Origin of the sequence: Brevundimonas sp. VNH65, assembly GCF_049445955.1 — a bacterium.
Lineage (GTDB): Bacteria > Pseudomonadota > Alphaproteobacteria > Caulobacterales > Caulobacteraceae > Brevundimonas.
Genome location: NZ_JBMSDX010000001.1, coordinates 629,880 through 653,402, shown reverse-complemented (window position 1 = coordinate 653,402; position 23,523 = coordinate 629,880). Strand labels below are relative to the sequence as shown.

The 23,523-nt window shown below is 67.9% G+C and carries 27 protein-coding genes; 8 read left to right on the top strand and 19 right to left on the bottom strand.

What is annotated here, in order from left to right; genetic code table 11:
• Window positions 1–46 precede the first annotated feature (46 nt).
• The 7 genes from ACO2Q1_RS03185 to ACO2Q1_RS03155 all read right to left on the bottom strand — a co-directional run bounded on the left by ACO2Q1_RS03185 (window position 47) and on the right by ACO2Q1_RS03155 (window position 7,497).
• Complete coding sequence (locus ACO2Q1_RS03185; protein ID WP_423328094.1) at window positions 47–1,039, bottom strand: M48 family metallopeptidase; 993 nt, start codon at window positions 1,037–1,039, stop codon at window positions 47–49.
• Between the two features lie 13 nt (window positions 1,040–1,052).
• Window positions 1,053–1,622: a LemA family protein gene (locus ACO2Q1_RS03180; RefSeq protein WP_423328093.1), complete on the bottom strand. Its 570-nt coding sequence runs from the start codon at window positions 1,620–1,622 to the stop codon at window positions 1,053–1,055.
• 87 nt (window positions 1,623–1,709) lie between these two features.
• The gene (gene parC, locus ACO2Q1_RS03175) at window positions 1,710–3,911 is read right to left on the bottom strand and encodes a DNA topoisomerase IV subunit A (protein WP_423328092.1); all 2,202 of its coding nucleotides are present in this window, start codon (window positions 3,909–3,911) and stop codon (window positions 1,710–1,712) included.
• Between the two features lie 97 nt (window positions 3,912–4,008).
• A complete protein-coding gene (locus ACO2Q1_RS03170) occupies window positions 4,009–5,640 on the bottom strand; it encodes a M20/M25/M40 family metallo-hydrolase (RefSeq protein ID WP_423328091.1) in 1,632 nt (543 codons plus the stop codon).
• Between the two features lie 51 nt (window positions 5,641–5,691).
• Window positions 5,692–6,423, bottom strand: a complete 732-nt coding sequence (recO, locus tag ACO2Q1_RS03165; RefSeq protein ID WP_423328090.1) for a DNA repair protein RecO — start codon at window positions 6,421–6,423, stop codon at window positions 5,692–5,694.
• Between the two features lie 4 nt (window positions 6,424–6,427).
• Window positions 6,428–6,928 carry a nuclear transport factor 2 family protein gene (locus tag ACO2Q1_RS03160; RefSeq protein ID WP_423328089.1) on the bottom strand — a complete coding sequence of 167 codons (501 nt, stop codon included), beginning with the start codon at window positions 6,926–6,928 and terminating at the stop codon, window positions 6,428–6,430.
• A gap of 98 nt (window positions 6,929–7,026) precedes the next feature.
• Window positions 7,027–7,497, bottom strand: coding sequence for an RcnB family protein (locus tag ACO2Q1_RS03155; RefSeq protein WP_423328088.1), 471 nt, complete (start codon window positions 7,495–7,497; stop codon window positions 7,027–7,029).
• A 214-nt stretch (window positions 7,498–7,711) separates the two neighbouring features.
• On the opposite strand from ACO2Q1_RS03155, the gene ACO2Q1_RS03150 reads away from it, so the two are divergent.
• From ACO2Q1_RS03150 to ACO2Q1_RS03130, 5 genes are all read left to right on the top strand, one after another.
• Window positions 7,712–8,059 (top strand): ArsR/SmtB family transcription factor, encoded by a 348-nt coding sequence (locus tag ACO2Q1_RS03150; protein WP_423328087.1) that lies wholly within the window; start codon window positions 7,712–7,714, stop codon window positions 8,057–8,059.
• A complete protein-coding gene (locus tag ACO2Q1_RS03145) occupies window positions 8,043–8,546 on the top strand; it encodes an SRPBCC family protein (protein WP_423328086.1) in 504 nt (167 codons plus the stop codon). Before ACO2Q1_RS03150 ends, ACO2Q1_RS03145 begins: the two co-directional genes overlap by 17 nt.
• A gap of 3 nt (window positions 8,547–8,549) precedes the next feature.
• Entirely contained in the window at window positions 8,550–9,050 is a 501-nt protein-coding gene (locus ACO2Q1_RS03140) for an SRPBCC family protein (RefSeq protein ID WP_423328085.1), read from the top strand.
• 20 nt (window positions 9,051–9,070) lie between these two features.
• A complete protein-coding gene (locus ACO2Q1_RS03135; RefSeq protein WP_423328084.1) occupies window positions 9,071–9,499 on the top strand; it encodes a VOC family protein in 429 nt (142 codons plus the stop codon).
• Window positions 9,500–9,564: 65 nt separating this feature from the next.
• Complete coding sequence (locus tag ACO2Q1_RS03130) at window positions 9,565–10,188, top strand: dihydrofolate reductase family protein (RefSeq protein ID WP_423328083.1); 624 nt, start codon at window positions 9,565–9,567, stop codon at window positions 10,186–10,188.
• Window positions 10,189–10,193: 5 nt separating this feature from the next.
• Here ACO2Q1_RS03130 and ACO2Q1_RS03125 read toward each other — a convergent pair whose 3' ends face one another.
• Window positions 10,194–10,421, bottom strand: a complete 228-nt coding sequence (locus ACO2Q1_RS03125; protein ID WP_423328082.1) for a hypothetical protein — start codon at window positions 10,419–10,421, stop codon at window positions 10,194–10,196.
• Window positions 10,422–10,567: 146 nt separating this feature from the next.
• On the opposite strand from ACO2Q1_RS03125, the gene topA reads away from it, so the two are divergent.
• The 3 genes from topA (at window position 10,568) to ACO2Q1_RS03110 (ending at window position 15,197) form a co-directional block, all read left to right on the top strand.
• Window positions 10,568–13,183 (top strand): type I DNA topoisomerase, encoded by a 2,616-nt coding sequence (gene topA, locus ACO2Q1_RS03120; RefSeq protein WP_423328081.1) that lies wholly within the window; start codon window positions 10,568–10,570, stop codon window positions 13,181–13,183.
• A 162-nt stretch (window positions 13,184–13,345) separates the two neighbouring features.
• Window positions 13,346–14,407, top strand: a complete 1,062-nt coding sequence (locus tag ACO2Q1_RS03115; RefSeq protein ID WP_423328080.1) for a GGDEF domain-containing protein — start codon at window positions 13,346–13,348, stop codon at window positions 14,405–14,407.
• A 13-nt stretch (window positions 14,408–14,420) separates the two neighbouring features.
• The gene (locus ACO2Q1_RS03110) at window positions 14,421–15,197 is read left to right on the top strand and encodes a lysophospholipid acyltransferase family protein (protein ID WP_423328079.1); all 777 of its coding nucleotides are present in this window, start codon (window positions 14,421–14,423) and stop codon (window positions 15,195–15,197) included.
• Here ACO2Q1_RS03110 and ACO2Q1_RS03105 read toward each other — a convergent pair.
• The 11 genes from ACO2Q1_RS03105 to ACO2Q1_RS03055 form a co-directional block, all read right to left on the bottom strand.
• Entirely contained in the window at window positions 15,194–15,556 is a 363-nt protein-coding gene (locus ACO2Q1_RS03105) for a TfoX/Sxy family protein (RefSeq protein ID WP_423328078.1), read from the bottom strand. The two genes, ACO2Q1_RS03110 and ACO2Q1_RS03105, sit on opposite strands and share 4 nt — an antisense overlap.
• A 1-nt stretch (window position 15,557) precedes the next feature.
• Window positions 15,558–15,947 carry a HesB/IscA family protein gene (locus ACO2Q1_RS03100; RefSeq protein ID WP_423328077.1) on the bottom strand — a complete coding sequence of 130 codons (390 nt, stop codon included), beginning with the start codon at window positions 15,945–15,947 and terminating at the stop codon, window positions 15,558–15,560.
• 189 nt (window positions 15,948–16,136) lie between these two features.
• Window positions 16,137–16,457 carry an SUF system Fe-S cluster assembly protein gene (locus ACO2Q1_RS03095; RefSeq protein WP_423328241.1) on the bottom strand — a complete coding sequence of 107 codons (321 nt, stop codon included), beginning with the start codon at window positions 16,455–16,457 and terminating at the stop codon, window positions 16,137–16,139.
• A 68-nt stretch (window positions 16,458–16,525) separates the two neighbouring features.
• Window positions 16,526–17,767 carry an aminotransferase class V-fold PLP-dependent enzyme gene (locus ACO2Q1_RS03090; RefSeq protein ID WP_423328076.1) on the bottom strand — a complete coding sequence of 414 codons (1,242 nt, stop codon included), beginning with the start codon at window positions 17,765–17,767 and terminating at the stop codon, window positions 16,526–16,528.
• The gene (sufD, locus tag ACO2Q1_RS03085; protein WP_423328075.1) at window positions 17,746–18,780 is read right to left on the bottom strand and encodes a Fe-S cluster assembly protein SufD; all 1,035 of its coding nucleotides are present in this window, start codon (window positions 18,778–18,780) and stop codon (window positions 17,746–17,748) included. The genes ACO2Q1_RS03090 and sufD overlap by 22 nt, the downstream gene beginning before the upstream one ends.
• Window positions 18,777–19,526 carry a Fe-S cluster assembly ATPase SufC gene (sufC, locus tag ACO2Q1_RS03080; protein WP_423328240.1) on the bottom strand — a complete coding sequence of 250 codons (750 nt, stop codon included), beginning with the start codon at window positions 19,524–19,526 and terminating at the stop codon, window positions 18,777–18,779. The genes sufD and sufC overlap by 4 nt, the downstream gene beginning before the upstream one ends.
• A 2-nt stretch (window positions 19,527–19,528) precedes the next feature.
• Complete coding sequence (locus ACO2Q1_RS03075; protein WP_423328074.1) at window positions 19,529–19,771, bottom strand: hypothetical protein; 243 nt, start codon at window positions 19,769–19,771, stop codon at window positions 19,529–19,531.
• A 187-nt stretch (window positions 19,772–19,958) separates the two neighbouring features.
• The gene (locus tag ACO2Q1_RS03070) at window positions 19,959–20,300 is read right to left on the bottom strand and encodes a GIY-YIG nuclease family protein (protein ID WP_423328073.1); all 342 of its coding nucleotides are present in this window, start codon (window positions 20,298–20,300) and stop codon (window positions 19,959–19,961) included.
• Window positions 20,301–20,347: 47 nt separating this feature from the next.
• Complete coding sequence (gene sufB, locus ACO2Q1_RS03065; RefSeq protein WP_423328072.1) at window positions 20,348–21,814, bottom strand: Fe-S cluster assembly protein SufB; 1,467 nt, start codon at window positions 21,812–21,814, stop codon at window positions 20,348–20,350.
• A complete protein-coding gene (locus ACO2Q1_RS03060; protein WP_423328071.1) occupies window positions 21,814–22,953 on the bottom strand; it encodes a cysteine desulfurase family protein in 1,140 nt (379 codons plus the stop codon). Before ACO2Q1_RS03060 ends, sufB begins: the two co-directional genes overlap by 1 nt.
• Window positions 22,950–23,447, bottom strand: a complete 498-nt coding sequence (locus ACO2Q1_RS03055; protein ID WP_423328070.1) for an Rrf2 family transcriptional regulator — start codon at window positions 23,445–23,447, stop codon at window positions 22,950–22,952. The genes ACO2Q1_RS03060 and ACO2Q1_RS03055 overlap by 4 nt, the downstream gene beginning before the upstream one ends.
• Between the last annotated feature and the right edge of the window lie 76 nt (window positions 23,448–23,523).

The window sequence follows — 23,523 nt, the reverse complement described above, 5'->3', positions numbered from 1 at the left end:
TTCTACCAACGGGGAGAAGGAAGGCAGCAACCCAATCGGGATGGCGTCAGGTGGTCGGGACGCCGGTGGCGAGGAGAGGTTCGTCGCGGCCGCCGGCGAATCTGACCAGGGCGGCGATGCGGTCCTCGATCGAGGGGTGGGTGGCGAAGATGGCGTCGATGCCGCTGGCGTCCGGCTGGTTGTCGAGGAACATGCCCTGGACCTCGTCCGGCGCGGCCAGTTTGGAGCGACCGGAGACCTTGCGCAGGGCGCGGATCATGGCGTCGGGGTTGCGGGTCAGCTCCACCGATCCGGCGTCGGCGACATATTCGCGCGTCCGCGACAGCATCAGCCGGATCACCACGGCCAGCAGGGCGCCGATCCCGGCGATGGCGATGCCGATCAGGATCAGCGGACCGGCGTTCTTGTTGTCCTTGCCCCCGCCCCGCACATGGAACAGGCCACGGAACACCAGTTCGGCGATGACGCTGATGATGCCGGCGAAGATCGAGGCGATCACCATGGTCCGCACATCCTTGTTGATGATGTGGGTCAGTTCATGCGCCAGCACGGCCTCCATCTCGTCGCGATCCAGCGTCTGGATCAGGCCGCGCGTGACGGTGACGGAATAGCGCCCGGCGTGCAGACCGGAGGCGAAGGCGTTGAGGGCCGGGCTTTCGATGATCCGCAGCGTCGGCGTCGTCATGCCGCGCGAGATGCACAAGTTCTCGAGCAGATTGTAGAGTTCGGGGGCGTCGCGCCGGTCCACCTTTCGGGCGCCGGTCATGACGTCGATCATCAGTTGGTTGCCCAGATAGGCGATCACGAACCAGACGCCGGCGACGGCCAGGGCCGCCGGGATCGTGAAGCCCAGCATCGAGCCGGCGAGGACCAGGTCGTCCTCCAGCCCCCGCCCCGTCCCCTGGATCAGGCCGAAGCCCATCAGGATCAGCTGCGCCCCGTACAGCAACAGCACCATCAGGGCCGGGAAGCCGGCCAGAAGCAGCACCGACCGGGTGTTGTTGGCCCAGATATGGGTCGAAAGGCCGACGGCCCTCATGGCGGCGCCAGGCTCAGAACGCCACCGTCGGCGGGGCCGCGTTCATGTCGGCGCGCTCGGCCGAGCCCACGTCGAAGAAGGGCTTGTCGGACGCGAAGCCCACGAGGGCGGCGAACAGGACGGTCGGGAACTGACGCCGCACCGCATTGAACTCGGCCACGGCGTTGTTGAAGAAGCGGCGGGCCGCCGCCAGCTTGTTCTCCAGGTCCGACAGGTCGCGCTGCAGCTCCAGGAAGTTGGTGTTGGCCTTGAGGTCGGGATAGGCCTCGGCGACGGCGAACAGCCGGCCCAGGGCGCCGGTCAGCATGTTTTCCGCCGCCACCTTCTGATCCACGGTCGTCGCACCGGCCGCCGCCGCGCGGGCCTGGGTCACGGCGTCCAGTGTGCCCTTTTCGTGCGCGGCGTAGCCCTTCACCGTCTCCACCAGGTTGGGGATCAGGTCCTGGCGCTGCTTCAGCTGCACGTCGATGTCGGCGAAGGCCTGATCCGCCTTCTGGTTCAGGGCCACCAACCGGTTGTAGGCGCCGACCACCAGAAAGCCGATCACGGCGATGATGACGACAATGACGATGAGGGCGGTCATGGCGTGGTCCTGTTCCGTTTCGACGAAACATCGGGCGCCGCCGACGGCTTCGCCAGTGAATTCCGCGTCAAGTCAGCTTCCGAAGGGTCAGCGGAACTTGCGCAGGCCGCGCGGCCCCATCCGGCCGGTCTGGGCGCGTTTGCCCAGCCAGTCCTTCCAGTCGGGCCAGTTGCGGCGACGGCCGCCGCCGTCGACCCACTCGGGCCCGGCCTCGCCGTCGAAGACCGCGATGTCCTGCAGGCCGCCGCCCTTGTAGGCCTGCAGCTTGACGCCCTTGCCGCGGCCCATCTCGGGCAATTCCTCGGCCTTGAAGATCAGGGTCTTCAGATTGTCGCCGATGACCGCGACATGGTCGCCGGTCACGCGCAGCAGGGCCTTCAACTCGCCGTTCAGCACCTGTTTGCCGCCGCGCTTCTGGGCCAGCATCTCGTCCTCGGAGGCGATGAAGCCGTAGCCCGCCGTCGAGGCGACCAGAAGTTTCGCGCCGGGCTGATGCGCCAGCAGGGCGATGATCTCGGCCTTCTCGTCCAGGTCGATCATCAGGCGCAGCGGCTCGCCATGGCCGCGTCCGCCCGCCAGCTTGTCGGCGCCGACGGTGAAGACACGCCCGTCCGAGGCGGCGATCAGCAGCTTGTCGGTCGTGAAGCCGGGAACCAGGAAGGCCAGGCTGTCGCCCTCCTTGAACTTCAGCTCCGACGGATCCTCGACCTTGCCCTTGGCGGCGCGGATCCAGCCGCGCTCGGACAGGATGACCGTGATCGCCTCGCGCGGGACAAAGGCCTCGGGGGCGACGAAGGCCGAGGCGTCCACCGCCTCGGCGATGGTGGTCCGGCGCGGCGAGATCAGGGCCTTGCGCACATCCAGCAGGCCGACGTTCAGCAGCTTGTTCTGGCGAGCGGGCGAGACGATCATCGCCTTCAGCCCGGCCAGTTCCTCGGACAGTTCCCTGAACTCGTTCTCGATGGCCATCTCCTCGATCCGGGCCAGCTGGCGCAGCCGGGTGTCGAGGATGTAGTCCGCCTGCATCTCCGTCAGGCCGAAGCGGGCGATCAGGACCGCCTTGGGCTGTTCCTCCTCGCGGACGATGCGGATCACCTCGTCCAGGTTGAGGAAGACGATGCGGAGGCCTTCCAGCAGGTGCAGCCGCTTTTCGACCCGCTCGATGCGCCACTGGGCGCGCCGGATCAGGACCTCGCGCCGGTGATCGAGGAAGGCCTGCAGGCAGTCCTTCAATCCCATGACGCGCGGGGTGTTGGTCGCGTCCAGAACGTTCATGTTGATGGGGAAGCGGACCTCCAGATCGGACAGCCGGAACAGGCTCTCCATCAGCACCTCGGGTTCGATGGCGCGGCTCTTGGGGTCGAGCACGAGGCGGACGTCCTCGGCGGACTCGTCGCGCACGTCGCCCAGCAGGGGCGCCTTCTTCTGTTCGATCAGGTCGGCCAGCTGTTCGATCAGCTTGGACTTCTGCACCTGGTAGGGCATCTCGGTGACGACGATGCGCCACTGGCCCCGGCCCAGGTCCTCGACCTCCCAGCGCGCGCGCAGGCGAACGCCGCCCCGGCCGGTCTCATAGGCGTCGAGCAGGGCCGCATGGCCCTCGACCGCGACGCCGCCGGTCGGGAAGTCGGGGCCGGGCACGATCTCGACCAGTTCGGCCGTCGTGGCCTCGGGTCGTTCCAGCAGCAGCAGGCAGGCGTCGATCAGCTCATGGGCGTTGTGCGGCGGGATGGAGGTCGCCATGCCCACGGCGATGCCCGACGAGCCGTTGGCCAGCAGATTGGGGAAGCCCGCCGGCAGGACGACCGGCTCCTCGTCCTGATCGTCATAGGTGGGGCGGAAGTCGACGGCGTCCTGGTCGATGCCGTCCAGCAGCAGCATGGCCGCCGGGGTGAGCTTGCACTCGGTGTAGCGCATGGCGGCGGCGTTATCGCCGTCGATATTGCCGAAGTTCCCCTGGCCGTCGACCAGCGGATAGCGCTGGGCGAAGTCCTGGGCGAGGCGGACCAGGGCGTCATAGATCGAGGCGTCGCCGTGCGGGTGATAGCCGCCCATGACCTCGCCCACCACCTTGGCGCATTTGCGCGCGGCCGCCTGCGGGTTCAGCCGCATCTGGTGCATGGCGTAGAGGATGCGCCGGTGCACCGGCTTGAAGCCGTCCCGCACATCCGGCAGGGCGCGGTTGGTGATGGTCGACAGGGCGTAGGCGAGATAGCGACGCGACAGGGCGTCGCTCATCGGCTCTTCGACGATACGTCCGCCCTCGGGCGGCGGGGTGTGAATGGTCATGCGGCTGCGAATCGGGGATCGGGACGTCTGAGTCTAGCGCCCCCGTGGGGGTTTGGCCCGTTTTCCCCGGCTTTCGGTTCCCCGGGCGATCGTCCGGTCAGTGGGTCGGCGCCGGCGCACGCGGCTGGCCCGCGGCGAAGCGGTCGCCGTAGGTGTTGCCCTCGTACCAGAGCGGGCGCTGGTCGGCGTCGGCCACCTCGCGGATGACCGCCGCATTGATCCGGGCGAAGCGGGCCGCCGCGTCCCAGTCGAAATTGGCCCCGATCTCGTCGCCGTGCTTGTGATATTTCTCGGCGAAGAAGGCGCCCCAGGCCGCCTCGCCGCCGTCCGCATAGCCCGTCGCCAGCATGACCGAGGGCACCCCGGCGCGGACAAAGGAATAGTGGTCCGAGCGGGTGAAGACGTTCTGTTCCGGCATCGGGTCAGGCGACAGCTTCACGCCCTGCGCGCGGGCGGCCGCATCGACCCGCGGTCCCATCGTCGAATGCTCGGCGCCGAAGGCCACGACATCGCTGAAGCCGTAGGTGAGGACCGGCATGTCGAGGTTCACATTGGCCGCCACGTCGTCGACGACGGGGTGACGGGCCAGATAGTCGGACCCGATCAGACCCACCTCCTCCGCCGCCAGGGCGACGACCAGCACCGAACGGCGCGGCGGGCTGGCGGCGAGCGCGCGCGCCGCCTCCAGCATGGCGGCGACGCCGCCGGCGTTGTCCAGGGCGCCGTTGTTGATGCGGTCCTCGCCCGAGCCGGTCATGCCGAGGTGATCGAGGTGGGCGGTGATCACGACATGCTCGGCCTTGAGGTCAGGGTCGGTCCCTTCGATGCGGCCGATGACGTTGCTGACAGCCAGGTCGTCGCGCCGCGTATGCACGTCGAAGATCGCTTCACCGGACAGAATGAAGCCCGACGGTCGTCCGTCCTCGGCCGCCGCAGCGCGGCGGATCTCGGCGTAGGAGCGGTCCGCGCCCTGGAACAGGGCCTCGGCGGCGGCGTCGCCGAGGAAGGCGGTGAAGGCGACGCCGGGGTTGGCGCGGCGCGTCAGGCCGTCGGCCCCGACCCAGGCCGATTCCGTGCGGCCCGCCATCCGCTTCATCAGGGCGTCGGTGAAGCGGCGGGCGCTGGCCTCGGTGTTGACCGTGATGACAGCGATCGCGCCCCTGGCCTCGGCGACGGCGGTCTTGTCCGCTTCCAGCCGGGCGGCGGCGTCAGGCGCCATGCCCCTCGGCGCGCCGGACAGGACGACGACCGCCTTTCCGGCGACGTCGAGGTCAGCGTAGTCCTCGGCCGCGCCGAAGCCGACGAAGGCCAGTTGCATCGTCGCCGTTTCATGGCCGGCGCGTCGGCCGACGCCGAGCAGCGCATTCTCTCCATTGCTCCAGACCAGGGTCTGACCGCCGGGACGCCGAAGGGTGAGCGTGGCGCCGTCGTCCGCCACGCCGATCCGGGCGACGGCGAAGGGCTGGCGCCAGGTTCCGTCCACGCCGCCGGGCTTCAGGCCGATCGCCTGCATCCGCGACTGGACGTAAAGGGCGGCGAGATCATAGCCGCGCTGGCCGTTGCCGCGCCCCTCGAGCGCATCATCGGCCAGGAAGGCGACGTCGGCCTGAATGCGCGCTTCCGCCGCCGCATCGCGCGTCTGGGCCTGGACCGGACTGCTCGCGCCCCAGGCCAACGCCAGGCCGAGGATCAGCCCCTGGGCCGTCGCCCGCACAACCCGACCGGTCATCCGAAATCTCCGCCGCCAACTCCTGACATCGCGCCTAACACAGTCAGGGCCTCAAAGGCGACCGGCCTCGCGCAGCCGATCGATCATCCAGTCCCTCGCCGTCGGCAGCGGCTTGTTCTGGCCATGGAAGACCAGCCGCTCCAGGAACCGCCCCGTCAGCTCCAGGCCCGCCCCGACGTCGCCTTCAGCCAGCCCTGCCTGGGCGCCGAGCAGAAACGGCGGCAGTCGCAGGAGCTTGTCGGCATAGGGCGCGCCGGCCTCGCGGCTGACGGCCCGGCCGGTGCGCGGGCTGACCCAGATCAGATCGTCATGCGACCCGGTGACGGCGCAGCTGGACAGGTCTAGGCCGAAACCGAGGTCGTCCAGCAGGCCGAGTTCGAACCGCACGAAAACGGCCGGCCAGACCTCCGGCAAGGCGAAGGCGGCCATCATGGCCTCGAACGCCAGAAAGGCGCCGGGATGCGGCTCTCGCTCCGGCAGGGCGCCCTGGGCGACGGCGGCGGCGGCGGCGAGGCCGGTGAGCGCCAGGGGATCGTCGAACAGGGCGCTGGGCCCCTGCCCCACCGGCTCAAGCCGCGCGGCGCCCAGATGGTCCGCCGTCCGCGCGCGATAGTCGGCGACGACGCGGGCGCCGGGTTGCAGGAACGGCCGCATCTTTCGCGAAGCGCCGCCCGCCACATAGGCGCCGCGGCGGCCGTGAGTCTCGGTCAGCAGATCGACGACGGCGCCGGTGTCGCCATGCGCCCGCGCCGACAGGACGAAGGCCTCCTCATGAAAATCCATGGGGTCAGGGGGCCTCGCCGGCCGGCGGGGCGGCGATCACGGCGACGACGGCCTTCGCCACATCGTTCGGTACGGCGAAGCTGAGGACATACTGGTCGATCTTCCAGCCGTCGGCGGTCCGGACCAGAACGCCGGAACCGCGCGTCTCGCCATAGGCGGCGTTGTCCAGCCGCTCGTCGAAGCTGGCGACGCAGCGGCAGTCGATCGGCAGGATCGAGACGACGCGCTCGCGCGGATGGTAGGTCCAGCCCTTGCCCTGGCTGAAGTAGGGCATGGCGTAGGCGCGGAACTGCGCCAGCGACCATCGCTCCGTGGCGTCGGTGCCGATGAAGCGGGCGGACGGCGTGAACAGTCCGAAATAGGCGTCGCCGTCCGGCCGGCTGGCGAACTGATGCAGTTGGTCCAGGGTCGTATTGATCGCCGCGACGTCGTCGGCCGGCGCCTGGGCCAGAACCGGGGACGCCGCCGCCATCGACACGACAAGGCAAAGGGTCGGGAATCTCATGCTCGGGGCCTCCGTGCGGCATTGTCGCCGCTTTGCCCGCCCCTGTCGAACGTCAGAGCGCCCTGGCCTTTCGACCGGGGCGTTCCTTTCCTCCATGATCAGTTGAACAGACCGGCGATGACGGCGGTGATCAGGCCGGTGGCGACGGCGGTCAGGACCACGTCATTGCCCGTCCGGACGTACTGATAGCCCCGGGGCGGCGCACGCAGGCCGTAGCCGGCGTAGTTGTTCACCACATAGGTCCGCGTCCGGTACTGGGCCGGCAGCCGCTGGCCATAGGACCATTGACGGGCCTGATAACCGCGCGGCGGCGTGTAGCGGGTGGCGGCGTAGCGGCGCTGCGCCTGCTGCCAGCGACCATAGGCGGGCGGCGTCTGGGCCCGCACCGGAGCCGGAGGCTGCGCCCGGGGCGGCTGAATCCGGGGCGGGGCCGGACGCGCCGGCGCCTGGGCGCGGGGCGGCTCGGCGCGATGCGGTCCGCGGGACTGGGCGGCGGCGGCCGAGGCCGTCCCCAGGGCGGACGCGGTGGTCAGGGCCGCCAGGGCGGAAGCGATGATCTTGCGGTTCATGGCGTGTCTCCTTTCGATCTGAGCCATGCGCAGACCATGACCCGCACGTGCTGAGCCGAACCTGAGCGGCGAACGCGCCTGCCGTTCACCCTGCGGCCGACATTCGGCCCGGCATGTTTCAGCTCGGACACGCACGACGCCGCTATTTAACCGGCAGGTTGACAACGGGCGCGCGGACCTTTATTTAACCGACCAGTTAAATCGGATGCCCGCGATGTCCCCCGATCGGCTCGACGCCGTCTTCTCCGCCCTGGCCGACCCGACCCGTCGGGCGATCCTGGCGCGGCTGACGGAGGGCGAGGCGAGCGTCAGCGATCTGGCCGAACCTTTCGAGATGAGCCTGCCGGCGGTGTCAAAACACCTGAAGGTGCTGGAAAGGGCAGGACTGATCAGCCGGGGGCGCGAGGCGCAATGGCGGCCGGCCCGGCTGGAGCCTATGGCGCTGAAGGGCGCGTCCGACTGGCTGGAACATTACCGACGCTTCTGGGACAGAAGCTTCGACCGATTGGAAGACTATCTGCGAAAAGCTCAGAGAGGACGCGACGATGGCAAACGAAACTGAGACCAACCCTTGCGACACGGACGGCGTGGCGCACAGCTTCGATCTGGTGCTGGAGCGGATCATCGACGCGCCGCCCGAGAAGGTCTATCGCGCCTATACGGACCCGGCGATCCTGAGCCAGTGGTTCGCGCCCAAGCCCTGGTCGATCACGGACGCCGTGGTCGAGCCGCGCGCGGGCGGTCGGTTCAACTTCGTCATGCACGGCCCGGACGGCGAACGCTTTCCCAACAGCGGGGTCTTCCTGGAGGTCGTTCCCAACCGGCGATTGATTTCGACCGACGCCTTCACGCCAGACTGGAAAACCTCCGGACAGCCGTTCATGGTGGCCCGGATCGAACTGGAGCCGACGGACGACGGCAAGACGCGCTACGTCGCCACGGCCAGCCACTGGAACGAGGCCGCCATGAAGCAGCACGAGGAGATGGGCTTCCACGAAGGTTGGGGACAGGTCGCAGACCAGTTGAACGACCTGGTCAAGACGCTCTGAGCCATGCTGCCGATCCCGCCCAGACCCAGTGCAGCGATGGAAGCGCCGTCCCGGCCGTCGCTCAAGCTGCGGCGGGAGTTCGACGCCCCGCGCGACCTGGTCTGGGCGGCCTGGACCCGGCCGGAAATGACGGTGCAATGGATGGGGCCGGTGGAGTGGCCCGCCGTGTCCGTGCGCCAGGATCTTCGGGTCGGCGGCGAATGGCGGATATGTCTGCGCAGTCCGGAAACCGGCGACGAGTTGTGGCAGGGTGGCGTGTATCGGGAGATCGTCGCGCCCGAACGCCTGGTGTTCACCTTCAGATGGGACGAGGGTCATGAGGACGGGCCGGCCGTGGACACCCTCGTCACCGTCGATCTGCAACCGATGACCGACGATCGCACGGTCATGGAGTTCACCCATGAAGGGCTGAAGTCGGAACAGAGCCTGGCGGGACACCGTCACGGCTGGAGTTCGACGGCCGATCGTCTGGCCGCCTGGCTCGCCGCCCATCCCGACGACTGACACATCAAAAGGAGGACGCCATGAAGATCGTCACCAGCCTGAGCTTCCAGGGCCAATGCCGGGAAGCGTTCGACTTCTACGCCCAGGTTCTGGGCGGGAAGGTCACCGCCGCCTTTCCGTTCGGCGAGGGTCCGCCGGACATGCCGGTCGATCCGAAATACAAGGACTGGCTGATGCACGCCTGGCTGGACGTCGGCGACCAGTCGATCATGGGCGCCGACCTGCCGGTCGAATACGCCCCGAACATCGACAAGCCCAAGAACGGCTTTGACGTCACCGTCCACTTCTCCGACACGGCCGAGGCCCGACGCGTGTTCGACGCCCTGTCCGAGGGCGGCACGGTCATCATGCCGTTCGGCGAGACGTTCTGGTCGCCCGGATACGGCAATCTGATCGACCGGTTCGGCATCCCCTGGATGGTCAACACCAATCCCGAAGCCTGCGACTGAGGTCCGGGGCAGGAGGCGGCGCGGTCAAGCGGCCACGCCGGTCCAACATCGACAGGAGAGACGCCATGCGGAAGCTGATTGTCGCCGCCTTCACCAGCCTGGACGGCGTGATGCAGGCGCCGGGCGGCCCCACAGAGGACACGGACGGCGGCTTCGCCTTCGGCGGCTGGGTCTTCCCGCACTGGGACGACGAGGTGGGCGCCTTCATGGACGGGATGTTTGGGCGGCCATTCGACCTGCTGCTGGGGCGGCGGACGTATGACATCTTCGCCGGGCACTGGCCGCGCATGCCCGAGGACGATCCGATCGGCGCCCTGTTCAACCGGGTGACCAAATACGTCGTCACCTCGTCGCCCGAAACGCTGACCTGGGCGAACTCGGTCGCCCTGAGCGGTGACGTGGCACGCGAGATCGCTGGGCTGAAACAGGGCGACGGGCCGGACCTGCTGACGCAGGGCAGTTCACAGCTGCTCCACGCCCTGTTCGCCCACGGGCTGGTTGACGAACTGCGGCTGCTGACCTTTCCGGTCGTGCTGGGCGCCGGCAAGCGGTGGGTCCACGATCAGGCGCGGCCGACAGGCCTGTCCCTGGTGGAGAGCCGACCGTCGCCGAGCGGCGTGGTCATGACCGTGCATCGTCCCGGCGGGGCGGTCCCCACCGGCGCCTTCACCGAGCCGGACGACGCCTGAAACGATCAGCCGGCCACGGCGGCCTTCGCCCGGGTCCCGGCGACCTCGAGCAGGGTCGCCAGGGTCTCGTCGCCGTCCCAGCGCGCCATCTGCGCCATCTCGTGGCACATGGCGCCGATATACTCCCGCACCGGATATTCGTGCTCGCGCGGCCTGGACGGCTCCGGCGCGGCGGCGGCGCGGCGCGCGCGAAAAGGTTCGATGTTCGGATTGGCGTCTTCGTGCATTTTCATTGGTCCCACACCCAATGACGGCAGAGATATTCCACCTTAACGCGTATTACAACCATGACGCGATTTCACGGCGACGGATCGCGTGTGATTGACAGGACCCCTCCGGCCAACCACGTTCGCCGCCCCTCCCTCAGACTGCGTCCGTAATGAATCTCGTCATCGTTGAGAGCCCGGCCAAGGCCAAGACCATCAACAAATACCTCGGCTCGGACTATCAGGTGCTGGCCTCGTACGGCCACATCCGCGACCTGCCGTCCAAGGACGGGTCGGTCCAGCCCGACGACGATTTCGCCATGTCGTGGGAGGTCGATCCCAAGGCGTCCAAGCGCATTTCGGAGATCGCCGAGGCGGCCAAGAAATCCGACCGCATCATCCTAGCCACCGACCCGGATCGCGAGGGCGAGGCGATCAGCTGGCACGTGCTGGACGTGCTGAACAAGAAGAAGGCGCTGAAGGACAAGGACGTCCAGCGCGTTACCTTCAACGCCATCACCAAGTCGGCCGTCCTGGACGCCATGGCCCAGCCGCGCGAGCTGGATATGGAGCTGGTCGAGGCCTATCTGGCCCGCCGCGCGCTGGACTATCTGGTGGGTTTCACCCTGTCGCCCGTGCTGTGGCGCAAGCTGCCGGGGGCGCGCTCGGCCGGAAGGGTGCAGTCGGTGGCGCTGCGGATCGTGGTCGATCGCGAACTGGAGATCGAACGCTTCCGGCCTCAGGAGTACTGGTCGATCGAGGCCGACCTGATCGCCGACAGCCCGCCGTTCACCGCCCGTCTGGTCAAGCACGCCGGCAAGCGGGTTCAGCGGCTGGACATCAAGGACGAGGCGACGGCCTCGGCGGCGCGCGCGGCGATCGACGCCGGCGCCTTCACCATCCGCTCGATCGAGAAGAAGCCGGTCAAGCGGTCGCCCGCCCCTCCCTTCACCACCTCGACCCTGCAGCAGGAGGCGGCGCGCAAGCTGGGCTTCACCGCCCAGCGCACCATGCAGGCGGCGCAGAAGCTTTATGAGGGCGTGGACGATCAGGGCGGCCTGATCACCTATATGCGGACCGACGGCGTCTATGTGACGCCCGAAGGCATCGCCCAGGCCCGCGAGGTCATCGGCGACCGCTATGGGCCCGCCTATGTCCCGGCCGAGCCACGCTACTTCAAGGCCAAGGCCAAGAACGCCCAGGAGGCGCACGAGGCCATCCGCCCGACCAACATCGCCCGCCATCCCGACAGCGTCCGGCTGGAGAGCGACCTGGGCCGCCTCTATGAGCTGATCTGGAAACGGATGGTCGCGTCGCAGATGGAGCAAGCGCGCCTGGACCGGACCACGGTCGAGATCGAGACGCCGGACGGCCAGACCGGCCTGCGCGCCACCGGCCAGGTCGTGGCCTTCGACGGCTTCCTGGCCGTCTATGAAGAGGGCCGCGACGATCGGCCCAAGGGCGCCGCCGCGCCCGAAGGCGAGGACGACGACGACGCGACCCGCCTGCCGACGCTGAAGGAAGGCGCGGCCGCAAAGGTACAGGCGATCCGGACGGACCAGCATTTCACCGAGCCCCCTGCCCGCTTCTCCGAGGCCACCCTGGTCAAGAAGCTGGAGGAGCTGGGCATCGGCCGCCCGTCGACCTACGCCTCGATCCTGACGACGCTGCGCGACCGCGGCTATGTGCGGATGGACAAGAACCGGTTCATCCCCGAGGACAACGGCCGCCTGGTCACCGCCTTCCTGACGGAGTTCTTCGCCCAGTGGGTGGAGTACGACTTCACCGCCGACCTGGAAGGCCGTCTGGACCAGGTGTCGGAGGGCGACCTGGACTGGAAGGTGCTGCTGCGCGACTTCTGGTCCCAGCTGAAGCCCGCGACGGCCACGGTCCTGGAGCGTCAGGGCGTCATCGATCAGCTGGACGACGCCATCGGCCCGTTCCTGTTCCCCGAGAAGCCCGACGGCGCCGATCCGCGCCTGTGCCCGGCATGCGGGACCGGCCGCCTGCACCTGAAGGCCAGCTTCAAGATGAAGTCGTCCTTCATCGGCTGCTCAAACTATCCGGAATGCCGCTACACGCGCGGCTTCGGCGCGGGGGCGGAGGAGCAGGAGGCGGGCGGCGATCGCGAACTGGGCCTCGATCCCCAGACCGGCCTGCCGATCGCGCTGAAGATCGGCCGGTTCGGGCCCTATGTCGAAACCGCCGCGGCGACCGAGGGCGACAAGCCGCGCCGCTCGTCCCTGCCCAAGGGATGGTCGCCGGCGACCCTGACGCTGGAACAGGCGGTGCGCCTGCTGGGCCTGCCGCGCCTGGTCGGCGCCCATCCGGAGGACGGCAAGTCGATCACGGCGGGGCTTGGGCGCTATGGTCCCTTCATCCTGCACGACGGGACCTATGCCAACGTCGCCGACATCGACGAGGTGTTCGACATCGGCCTGAACCGCGCGGTGACCCTGCTGGCCGAGAAGCGGGCCGGCAAGTTCGCCGGACGCGGCGCGGCGACGGCGCCGCTCAAGGACCTGGGCGGCCATCCCGACGACGGCCAGCCGATCCATGTCATGGCCGGCCGGTTCGGCCCCTATGTCAAATGGGGCAAGATCAACGCCACCCTGCCCAAGGGCACGGCGCCGGAGGAGCTGACGCTGGAAGCCGCCCTGCCCCTGCTCGCCGCCAAGGCCGCCGCCGCGCTCAAGGCCAAAAAGGCGCCCGCCAAAAAGGCCCCGGCCAAGACGGCCGCCAAGAAGGCGCCGGCCAGGAAGGCGACGACCAAGGCGAAAAGCACCTAGGGCATCGATCAGGAGCAAAATCTACGCCCAGACTGACTGCGTCAGTCAGGTCCGATTTTGCTCTAGCCGCGCCCCGAATTCGGTCGCCGCTTAACCCCCCGTTACGGATCGACGGCTAGGCTTTCGGCCCAGGCGTCATATCTGCGGCGCCGAGGGGGAAAGATGGCGACCGAAGTCGAAACCACGTTGCGCGGACCCGAAGCCTTCAGCCTGGCCCGCAAGGCCATGGAGGCGATGGAGGCCGCCGGCGCCTGGCCGACGCCGCTCAACTACGAGATCTGGCTGCACTACGTCGGAGATCCCGAGGGACCGCTGGGGCGCGAGATCACGCGCCTGCTGAGCGCCCAGGAGCCGTTCACCGAAGGCACGGCGGAGATGCTGGCGGCGGAGTTCCTGCCGCGCGGCCGCCTGTCGGAGGAAATCCGTGATGCAGGCGCCCTGCTGAATCGCGAACTGAGCAGCGTCGCCTCGGCGATCGCCCAGGCCCAAAAGACCCAGGCCGCCTATGGCGAAACCCTGGCCGGCGCCTCGGCCTCGATCGAACAGGTCGACAAGCCCGAAAGCCTGCGCCAGGTCGTCACCAGCCTGTCGGCGGCGACGGCCAAGGTGCGCGAAGAGAACGCGCATCTGGAATCCCGCCTGGAGGACTCCACCAAGGAGGTCGCCCGTCTGCGCGAACACCTGGAGCAGGTGCGCCGCGACGCCATGACCGACGCCCTGACCAATCTGGCCAACCGCAAGGCCTTCGACGAAGAGCTGCTGCGCGCCTGCGACGATGCCGAGCGCGCCGGGACCGAGGTGACCCTGTCGCTGATCGACATCGACCACTTCAAGCGGTTCAACGACACCTGGGGCCATCAGACCGGCGATCAGGTGCTGCGCTATGTCGCCAGCGTCATCGGCCGCGTCGCCAAGCCGCCGCGTTTCGCCGCCCGCTACGGCGGCGAGGAGTTCGCGATGATCTTCGTCGGCGAGAGCGCGGCCGAGGCCGAGAACGTCCTCAACGCCATCCGCCAGGAAATCGGGTCACGGGCCCTGCGGCGCCGGTCGACCGACGATGAACTGGGCGCCGTCACCATTTCCGCCGGCGTGGCGCAACGCCATCGCGGCGAAAGCGGAAGCCAGATTCTCGATCGGGCCGACGCCGCCCTGTACGTCTCGAAGCACAACGGGCGTGACCGGGTGACCAACGGCGAGCGGATGCGGGCCCCGGCCGCCGCCTGACGGCATCCGGCGCATGCGCAGCCTGACCTTCAACATCGCCTACTGGCTGCTGTCGATCAGCCACGGGCTGGCCGCCGCCTTCGCCGCCCTGACGCCGGGGCGGGCCGCGACGGCGCGGGTGATCCGCGCCTATGTGCGCCGCATGGTCAAGGCGATGCGGATCTTCGCCGGCATCCGGATCGAGGTTCGGGGCCGCGACCGCCTGCCCGAGGGCGCCTTCATCATCGCGTCCAAGCACCAGAGCTGGGGCGACGGCTTCGCCACCTATGACCAGTTCGATGACCTGGCCTTCGTCACCGGCGACCACCTGGAGAAGTTCCCGCTTCTGGCCGTGGTGCTGAAGAAGGTCGGCGCCATCGTGGTCAACAACTGCGGCGGCCGCGCCGCCCGCGACGCCCTGAAACACCGCGCCGCCGACGCCCATGCCGAGGGCCGCAAGATCCTGATCTATCCGGAAGGCAATCTGGCCAAGGTCGGGGAAAAGTTCCGGTATCGATCCGGCGTCTGGCACATGTACCGCGATTTCGACATGCCGGTCGTGCCCCTGGCGACCAATCTGGGCCTGTTCTGGCCCGGCGAGGCCTATGAGAAGCATCCGGGCGTGGCGACCCTGGAGTTTCTCGATCCCATCCCGACCGGACTGGAGAAGGCCGAGTTCCTGACGCGACTGGAAGCCGCCGTCGAAGGCAAGACCGCCGAACTGGTGGCCGAGGCGACCGGCCGCCCGGTGACGCCCGCCGTGCAGGTCCTGACGCCGGATGAGGCGAAGAAGGCGGCCGCCGCGGTCTAGGATTTCGCCTTGCGCGGCTTCTTCTGGGCCGCCTTGCGGAGGGCGACCTCGATTGCGCCCCGCGCCCAGTCCACGGCCTCGTCCGGATCATCGACGGCGCTGTCCGGCAGGCTCCAGTAGCCGAGCGACATGACCGCGCCGTCCTTGCCGGGATAGGTGAACGGACGCGAACCGGCGGCTTCCAGCGCAGCGATGTTCTCGTCGCCGCCCTTTAGCCAGACGACCCCGTCATCCAGCAGGGCGAAGATGACGCCGTTGCGGTACACGCCGGCCCCGCCGAACATCCGCTTGATCTCCAGCGCCCCGAGCGCGGCGAAATGCTCGCGCACCCATTCGCCGAAATCGGGATCGTAGGCCACGTCAGTCGGCCTGGACCGGGACGATGGTCACGCTCTCGCCGCAGCCGCAGGCGTCGGTCTGGTTCGGGTTGTTGAAGACGAACTTCGACGACAGCCGCGTGGTCTCAAAATCGATCTCCGTGCCGATCAGGAACAGCACGGCCTTGGGATCGATCAGAATGGTCACGCCCTTGTCCTCGACCACCTCGTCCAGCGGTTCGACCTGTTCGGCGTAGGCGAAGGTGTATTCCTGCCCGGCGCAGCCGCCGTTCTTCACCCCGACGCGCAGGCCGACATAGGGCTGGTCGCCCTTGGCCATGATCTCGCGCACCCGCTCGGCGGCGCGATCGGTCAGGGTGACGGCCTTGGGTCTGGGCCGACGGGGACGCACAGTCGTTTGCAGTTCGCTCATACGAAAACTCCCGTCGGAGCCAGAAACAGACCCGTCATCCTCGGGCTTGTCCTGAGGACCCATCGATCAGCAGACTCAAGCCGGCGATAGACCCAGGGCATCGAGGGTCACGCCACCCGAACCGTTCGTGCCGATGGAACATGGGTCCTCGGGACAAGCCCGAGGATGACGGAGAAAAAAGAGAAGCCATCAGAACATGTTGAGCGCGAGCTTGGCCTCGTCGCTCATCTTGGACGAATCCCACGGCGGATCGAACACCAGGTTGGCCCTGGCCGACTTCACGCCCTCGACCTTCTGGACCGCGTCCTCGACCCAGCCCGGCATCTCGCCAGCGACCGGACAGCCCGGCGCGGTCAGGGTCATGTCGATCACCACGTCGCGGTCGTCGTTGACGTCCACGCGGTAGATCAGGCCCAGTTCATAGATGTCGACCGGAATTTCGGGGTCATAGACGGTCTTCAGCGCCTCGATCAGGTCGTCGGTCAGCTGATCCAGCTCGGCCTGGGACAGGGCGCTCTTCTGGGGCTCGTCCCAGGTCTCGGCGAAGGTCGCCTCTCGCGGGGTATCGTCGGTCGTGGTCACAGCAGGAACTCCCGCGCCCGGATCAGCGCGTCGGCGAAGGCGTCCGCCTCCTCCAGGGTGTTATATAGGGCGAAGGAGGCGCGCGTGCTCGAGGCCACGCCCATCCGTTTCGCCAGGGGTTCGGCGCAGTGCAGACCCGCGCGCACGGCGACGCCGTAGCGATCCATGATCTGGGCCACGTCATGGGCGTGGGCGCCGTCCACGGCGAAGGTCAGAATCGCCCCCTTCCCTTCCGCCTGGCCCAGGATGCGGACGCCGTTGACGCCGTGAAGACGTTCCATGGCGCGGGCGTACAGGGCCGCCTCGTGGTCCTGTACGGCGGCCGGGTCGAAACCGGACAGCCAGTCCAGCGCCGCGCCCAGGCCGATCGCCTCCAGGACCGGCGGCGTGCCCGCCTCGAAACGGTGGGGCGGCTTGGCATAGGTCACGGCGTCGCGGCTGACCGTCTCGATCATCTCGCCGCCGCCCTGATAGGGAGGCAGGCTGTCCAGCGCGGCGGCGGTTCCGTACAGCGCGCCGATCCCGGTCGGTCCGAACAGCTTGTGGCCGGTCAGCACATACCAGTCGCAGCCGATGGCCTGAACGTCCGGCGCCGCATGCACCGCCCCCTGGCAGCCGTCGATCAGCACCCGCGCCCCGGCGGCATGGGCCAGACGCGTGATCTCGGCGACCGGATTGATGGTGCCCAGGACGTTGGACATGTGGGTGACGGCCACGATCCGGGTCCGGGGCCCCAGCAGGTCGACATAGGCCGCCATGTCCAGCGTGCCGTCGTCGAGGATCGGGATCCATTTCAGCACCGCGCCATGGCCTTCGCGCAGCATGTGCCAGGGCACGATGTTGGAGTGGTGCTCCATCTCCGAGACGAGGATCTCGTCGCCCGGCTGGATCGAAAGGCCCAGACCATTCGCCACCAGATTGATCGCCTCTGTGCCGCCCTTGGTCCAGACGATGGTGTCGGGCGACGGCGCGTTCAGGAAGCGGGCGACGGTCTCGCGTGCGGCCTCATAGGCCTCGGTCGCCTCGTTCGACAGGGTGTGCAGGCCGCGATGGACGTTGGCGTAGCCGCCCTCCATCGTCGCCACCAGGGCGTCGATCACCGCGCGCGGCTTCTGGGCCGAAGCGGCGTTGTCCAGATAAACCAGCGGGCGGCCGTTCACGGTCCGCGACAGGATCGGGAACTGGGCGCGGATGGCCGCAAGGTCGAGGGCTGTGCTCACAGTCGCGCCGTCAGCCATTCCCGCACCACCTCTTTCGCGCCCTCGTGTTCGATGCGGTCCGCCACCTCGATCAGGAAGGCCTGGGTCAGCAGGGCCCGCGCCTCGTCGGCCGGGATGCCGCGCTGCTGCATGTAGAACAGGGCGCTCTCGTCCAGATTTCCGATCGTATTGCCGTGCGCGCACTGGACGTCGTCGGCGTAGATGATCAGTTCGGGCTTGGCGTCGATCTCCGCCCGCTCAGAGGCGATCAGGGCGTGGTGGCCCATGCGGGCGTCGGTGCCGTCGGCGCCGCGTTCGACGACGATCTTGCCCTGAAAGACGCCGCGCGAGGCGTCCCGCGCCACGCCCTTGATCAGCTGGCTGGTCTGGCCGTCCGCCGCCGCGTGGGTGACCACGCTGGTCAGGTCGGCCTGGCGCGACGCGTTCAGCAGATAAAGGCCGTCGGCGCGCACCTCGGCCCCCTCGCCGCCATGACGGATGCGGGTCTCGACGCGCTGCAGCTTCGCGCCTGTCGCGACCAGCGTCTGGCGATAGACGCCGCCGGGGGCCACCTTCACCTCGGCCTCGGCGATCGACAGGGCGTCTTCGGGTTCGTCGATCAGGACGATGCGCTCGACCACCGCGCCCGAGGCGACGTCCAGTTCGAGCCGGTTGTGCGCCACATAGGCCGAGCCCCTGCCCTCGTGGGTCTCCAGCAGCAGCAGCCGGGCGCCGGGCCGGGCGACGACGCGGGCGGACGCCGTGTGGCCGGTGGCCTCGGCCTGGCTGATGTAGCGCAGGCGCAGGGTCTGTTCGCCCGAGGCGATGAAGTCGGTGACGCCCACCGGCCGGCCGTTGGCGAAGACGATCGCCTCTCCGCCCAGGGCGTAGAACGGTCCCGGCGCGCCGACGGTGGTGGTCGGCGACGGTTCAGGCGCCTCACGCAGATAGCGGCGCAGGTCGCTGTATTTCCAAGCCTCCGTCCGCCGCGACGGGAAGGTCGAGGCGTCGGTCAGATCGATCTTCGCCAAATTCTGGGGCTGAACCGTCATGCCGCCTGCGGAAGGTATTTGTCATACCCCTCCGCCTCCAGCTGCAGCGCCAGTTCGGGGCCGCCCGAGGCGACGATGCGGCCGGCGGCCAGCACATGGACCCGGTCCGGTTTGATGTAGTCGAGCAGGCGCTGATAGTGGGTGATGACCAGCATCGAGCGGTCCTTGCTGCGCAGGGCGTTCACCCCTTCCGACACGATCCGCAGGGCGTCGATGTCGAGGCCGGAATCGGTCTCGTCGAGAATCAGCAGCGACGGCTCCAAGAGGGCCATCTGCAGGATCTCCATCCGCTTCTTCTCGCCACCCGAAAAGCCGACGTTCAGCGGCCGTTTCAGCATGTCGAAGTCCATCTTCAGGGCTTTCGACGCCGCCTTGACCATCTTCAGGAACTCAGGGGCCGAGACCTCGTCCTCGCCGCGCTGGCGACGCTGAGCGTTCAGGGCCGTGCGCACGAAGGTCAGGGCCGGCACGCCGGGAATCTCGATCGGATACTGGAAGGACAGGAAGACGCCCTGGGCCGCCCGTTCGGCCGGCTCCAGACCCAGCAGGTCCTGCCCGTTCCATTCGACGGAGCCTTCGGTCGCCTCATAGCCTGGCCGACCCGACAGGGCGTAGCCCAGCGTCGACTTGCCCGCCCCGTTCGGTCCCATGACGGCGTGCACCTCGCCGGAGGGAACGTCGAGCGTCAGCCCCTTGAGGATCGGCTTGTCGCCGACGGAGACGTGGAGGTTGGAGATGGAAAGCATGGTCACTTCATATTCTTGCGGACATAGCCCGCCATGGCTTCGAGCTGGCTGGCCATGCCTTCGGCATCGACCAAACCGATATTCACTGAGCGAAATGCGAACTCGCTCACACCCTTGAGCGCGGCGAGCCTTTGCAGATCGTTCTGGCCTTCAAAGAGCGATTGAAGGCGATCTGCAGTCTCCCAAGCGAGAACGACCGGAACATCTTCCGGGCTTGCAGCGATCTGTTCCCAGGCCGCACTCACCCCACGCTCCCTTCCAGGCTGATCGCTCCACCACCCCCCGTCATCCTCGGGCTTGTCCCGAGGACCCATTTGTATGCAGGCACGAGCGTCAGGTTGTGAGAGGCAGGAGCCGAAACAAATTCCTCATCACCCTTTCGACCCGACGATGGGCCTTCGGGACAAGCCCGAGGTTGACGAAGAGATGAGGTTAGTCGTCCACCGGAGGCCGCCACACGGGATTTCGGTCCCATTGAAGCGACAGGTCGTCCCAATGCGGATTGTCCTGCTCGATCAGATTGATTTTCCAGCCACGCAGATAGCGTTTCAGCGACTTCTCGCGCCGGATGGCGGCGGTCATGCTGTCGAACGGCTGATACCAGACCAGCCGCTTCAGCCCGTACTCGGCCGTGAACCCGTCGAACGTCTCGGCTAGATGCTGGCGCACCCGCTCGTACAGATTGCTGGTCACGCCGACATAGAGCGTCCCGTAGGAGGCGTTGGTCATGATGTAGACGGCGATGAAGAGGCGTTCCCCCATGCGTCGGAGCATGCGGGCCAATGGGTCCTCGGGACAAGCCCGAGGATGACGGGAGAGGTTTAGCCAACAGACCCCTCCAGCGAGATCGCCACCAGCTTCTGCGCCTCGACCGCGAACTCCATCGGCAGCTTCTGCATCACGTCGCGGACGAAGCCGTTAACCAGCAGGGCCACGGCCTCTTCCTGCGAAAGGCCGCGCTGCTGGGCGTAGAAGAGCTGGTCGTCGGACAGACGGGTCGTCGTCGCCTCGTGCTCAAGCTGGGCCGAGCCGTTGCGGGCCTCGATATAGGGGATGGTGTGCGAACCGCAGTCCTTGCCGATCAGCAGGCTGTCGCACTGGGTGAAGTTGCGCACCCCCGTCGCCTTAGGATGCACCGAGACCAGGCCGCGATAGGTCGAGTCCGACTTTCCGGCCGAGACCGCCTTGGCGATGATCCGCGAGCGCGAGTTCTTGCCCAGGTGGATCATCTTGGTGCCGGTGTCGGCCTGCTGATGTCCGTTGGTGATGGCGATGGAATAGAACTCGCCCGAGCTCTCCTCGCCCTTCAGGATGCAGGACGGGTATTTCCAGGTCACCGCCGAGCCGGTCTCGACCTGGGTCCAGCTGACCTTCGACCGGTCGCCTCGGCAGTCGGCGCGCTTGGTGACGAAGTTGTAGATGCCGCCCTTGCCCTCGGCGTCGCCCGGATACCAGTTCTGGACGGTGGAGTATTTCACCTCGGCGTCTTCGAGGGCGACAATCTCGACCACGGCCGCGTGCAGCTGGTTCTCGTCGCGCATGGGGGCGGTGCAGCCCTCGAGGTACGAAACGTAGCTGCCCTTGTCGGCGATGATCAGGGTGCGTTCGAACTGGCCGGTCTGTGACGCATTGATGCGGAAATAGGTCGACAGCTCCATCGGGCAGCGCACGCCCGGCGGGATGTAGACGAAGGATCCGTCCGAAAAGACCGCGCTGTTCAGGGCCGCGAAATAGTTGTCCGAGACCGGCACGACCGATCCCAGATATTGCCGCACCAGATCAGGATATTCGCGTAAGGCCTCGGAAATGGGCATGAAAATCACGCCCGCCTTGGCCAGCTCCTCCTTGAAGGTGGTGACGACGCTGACCGAGTCGAACACGGCGTCCACGGCCACGCGCGGCGCGCCCTGCACCCCCGCCAGCACTTCCTGTTCCTTCAGCGGGATGCCCAGCTTGGCGTAGACTTCCAGCAGTTCCGGATCGACCTCGTCGAGCGACTTCGGCCCCTCCTTGGTCTTGGGCGCGGCGTAGTAGAACAGGTCCTGATAGTCGACGGGCTCGTACTTCACCGCCGCCCAGGTCGGCTCCTCCATCGCCAACCAGCGTTCATAGGCAGCCAGACGCCATTCCAGCATCCATTCCGGCTCGCCCTTCTTCCCGGAAATGAAGCGGATGATATCCGCGTTCAGACCCTTGGGGGCGAACTCCTGCTCAATGTCCGAGGTGAAGCCGTGCGCGTACTTCTCCAGCGCGGCGACGGCGTCGATGGTTTCCTTGACGGCGGCCATCAGGCAACCTCTCTCAAGCGCCCGGCGGCGCGCGACTTGTGTTTGTCGTATGCGGCGATCCAGGCGTCGGCGAAGCGCGCCCAGTCACCCTCGACCGTGCCCCAGCCCCCAGAAACCCGAACGCCGCCCGTGGCGAGATGATCCAGGCCCATGGCGCTGATCGTCTTTGACGGCTTCACCTTGCCCGAGGAACAGGCTGAACCCGCCGAGACCATGATCCCGGCCAGATCCATGACGATCAGCTGCTGCGGGCTGTCCCAGCCCTCGACGGCCATGAACAGGGTGTTGGGCAAGCGATCCGCCCCCGCGCCGATGACCGTGGCGCCGGCGACCTGGACGCGGGCCTGGGCCGCATCGCGCCAGGCGGCGTGAGACGCGGCCTGGGGCAGGTCGCGCGCGGCGCAGTCGGCGGCCACGCCGAAGCCGACGATGCCCGGCACGTTCTCGGTGCCCGCGCGCAGGCCTCGCTCCTGTCCTGCGCCATGCAGGATTCGCACGGCCGACACGCCTTCCCGAAGGATCAGTGCGCCCACGCCCTGTGGACCGCCCAGTTTGTGGGACGACAGGGTCAGGCTGTCAGCGTCGAGGTCGCGCATATCGACCGGGATCTTGCCCGCCAACTGGATGGCGTCGACGTGCAGCCAGCCGCCGGCGGCGCGCACGAGCCCGGCCGCCTCGGCGATCGGCTGGATCACGCCGCTCTCGTTGTTAGCGTGATGGACGGCCACCACAGCCCGACCGGGACGCGCCAGCGCAGCCTTCAACCAGGCCAGATCGATGACGCCGTTGGCGTCGACCGGCAGCACCTCCACCGGCGCGCCGGACGCGGCGGCCGCCTCGGCCACGCACGGATGTTCGGTCGCCGACACGATCAGCCGCTCGCAACCGCCGGCCAGGGCGCTGACGACGCCCTGGGCGTTGGACTCGGTGCCGCCGGACGAGAAGATCACCGCCGTCGGATCGGCGCCGACCAGATCCGCGACCTGGGCCCGCGCCGTCTCCACCCGGGCCCGCGCCCGGCGACCGGCCGCATGCACGGCGGACGGATTGCCGTTGTCCGCCAGGGCCGCCGTCATAGCGTCCAGCACCTCGGGCCGCACAAGCGCGGAGGCGTTATAGTCGAGGTAGACGCCGGTCATGCCGCCGCCTCGACCGCGATCGGGCGATCCACGACCGGCGACCGCCGCGCGCCGGTGCGGTTCATGACCACATCCTCCAGCGAGACGCGCGAAAGATAGCGATGAATTTCGTCGCCCAGATCCTCCCACAGATTGTGGGTGATGCAGCGTTCGCCGGCCAGCATGCAGCCCTTGGGCGTGCCGTGGGCCACGCAGCGGGTCGCCCGGATGGGCTCGTCAACGGCCAGGACGATCTCGGCCACCACCGTTTCATGGGCGGCCTTGGCCAGGCGATAGCCTCCCCCGGGCCCACGCACGGACTTGACCAGACCGCTCTTTCTCAGCCGTGCGAACAGCTGTTCCAGATAGGACAATGAAATCTCTTGCCGCGCGGCGATTTCGGCCAGCGACACCGCCCGACTCTGGGCGCCGCGCTCCGCGCTCTGGGCGCGCCCGTTCTTGGCCAGATCGGCCATGGCCATCACGGCGTAACGTCCCTTGGTCGACAGGCGCATGAGCAAACCTCAAAAATCTCGCGCTTTGCGGAAGGCCTGTGCTAAGACCCGCGCCCTCGACAAGGCGACCGCGCGC

Excerpts from the sequence above, each read along its gene's own strand:
- ACO2Q1_RS03185 (WP_423328094.1), bottom strand. The coding sequence starts at position 1,039 with ATGAGGGCCGTCGGCCTTTCGACCCATATCTGGGCCAACAACACCCGG.
- ACO2Q1_RS03180 (WP_423328093.1), bottom strand. The coding sequence starts at position 1,622 with ATGACCGCCCTCATCGTCATTGTCGTCATCATCGCCGTGATCGGCTTT.
- parC (WP_423328092.1), bottom strand. The coding sequence starts at position 3,911 with ATGACCATTCACACCCCGCCGCCCGAGGGCGGACGTATCGTCGAAGAG.
- ACO2Q1_RS03170 (WP_423328091.1), bottom strand. The coding sequence starts at position 5,640 with ATGACCGGTCGGGTTGTGCGGGCGACGGCCCAGGGGCTGATCCTCGGC.
- recO (WP_423328090.1), bottom strand. The coding sequence starts at position 6,423 with ATGGATTTTCATGAGGAGGCCTTCGTCCTGTCGGCGCGGGCGCATGGC.
- ACO2Q1_RS03160 (WP_423328089.1), bottom strand. The coding sequence starts at position 6,928 with ATGAGATTCCCGACCCTTTGCCTTGTCGTGTCGATGGCGGCGGCGTCC.
- ACO2Q1_RS03155 (WP_423328088.1), bottom strand. The coding sequence starts at position 7,497 with ATGAACCGCAAGATCATCGCTTCCGCCCTGGCGGCCCTGACCACCGCG.
- ACO2Q1_RS03150 (WP_423328087.1), top strand. The coding sequence starts at position 7,712 with ATGTCCCCCGATCGGCTCGACGCCGTCTTCTCCGCCCTGGCCGACCCG.
- ACO2Q1_RS03145 (WP_423328086.1), top strand. The coding sequence starts at position 8,043 with ATGGCAAACGAAACTGAGACCAACCCTTGCGACACGGACGGCGTGGCG.
- ACO2Q1_RS03140 (WP_423328085.1), top strand. The coding sequence starts at position 8,550 with ATGCTGCCGATCCCGCCCAGACCCAGTGCAGCGATGGAAGCGCCGTCC.
- ACO2Q1_RS03135 (WP_423328084.1), top strand. The coding sequence starts at position 9,071 with ATGAAGATCGTCACCAGCCTGAGCTTCCAGGGCCAATGCCGGGAAGCG.
- ACO2Q1_RS03130 (WP_423328083.1), top strand. The coding sequence starts at position 9,565 with ATGCGGAAGCTGATTGTCGCCGCCTTCACCAGCCTGGACGGCGTGATG.
- ACO2Q1_RS03125 (WP_423328082.1), bottom strand. The coding sequence starts at position 10,421 with ATGAAAATGCACGAAGACGCCAATCCGAACATCGAACCTTTTCGCGCG.
- topA (WP_423328081.1), top strand. The coding sequence starts at position 10,568 with ATGAATCTCGTCATCGTTGAGAGCCCGGCCAAGGCCAAGACCATCAAC.
- ACO2Q1_RS03115 (WP_423328080.1), top strand. The coding sequence starts at position 13,346 with ATGGCGACCGAAGTCGAAACCACGTTGCGCGGACCCGAAGCCTTCAGC.
- ACO2Q1_RS03110 (WP_423328079.1), top strand. The coding sequence starts at position 14,421 with ATGCGCAGCCTGACCTTCAACATCGCCTACTGGCTGCTGTCGATCAGC.
- ACO2Q1_RS03100 (WP_423328077.1), bottom strand. The coding sequence starts at position 15,947 with ATGAGCGAACTGCAAACGACTGTGCGTCCCCGTCGGCCCAGACCCAAG.
- ACO2Q1_RS03090 (WP_423328076.1), bottom strand. The coding sequence starts at position 17,767 with ATGGCTGACGGCGCGACTGTGAGCACAGCCCTCGACCTTGCGGCCATC.
- sufD (WP_423328075.1), bottom strand. The coding sequence starts at position 18,780 with ATGACGGTTCAGCCCCAGAATTTGGCGAAGATCGATCTGACCGACGCC.
- sufC (WP_423328240.1), bottom strand. The coding sequence starts at position 19,526 with ATGCTTTCCATCTCCAACCTCCACGTCTCCGTCGGCGACAAGCCGATC.
- ACO2Q1_RS03070 (WP_423328073.1), bottom strand. The coding sequence starts at position 20,300 with ATGCTCCGACGCATGGGGGAACGCCTCTTCATCGCCGTCTACATCATG.
- sufB (WP_423328072.1), bottom strand. The coding sequence starts at position 21,814 with ATGGCCGCCGTCAAGGAAACCATCGACGCCGTCGCCGCGCTGGAGAAG.
- ACO2Q1_RS03060 (WP_423328071.1), bottom strand. The coding sequence starts at position 22,953 with ATGACCGGCGTCTACCTCGACTATAACGCCTCCGCGCTTGTGCGGCCC.
- ACO2Q1_RS03055 (WP_423328070.1), bottom strand. The coding sequence starts at position 23,447 with ATGCGCCTGTCGACCAAGGGACGTTACGCCGTGATGGCCATGGCCGAT.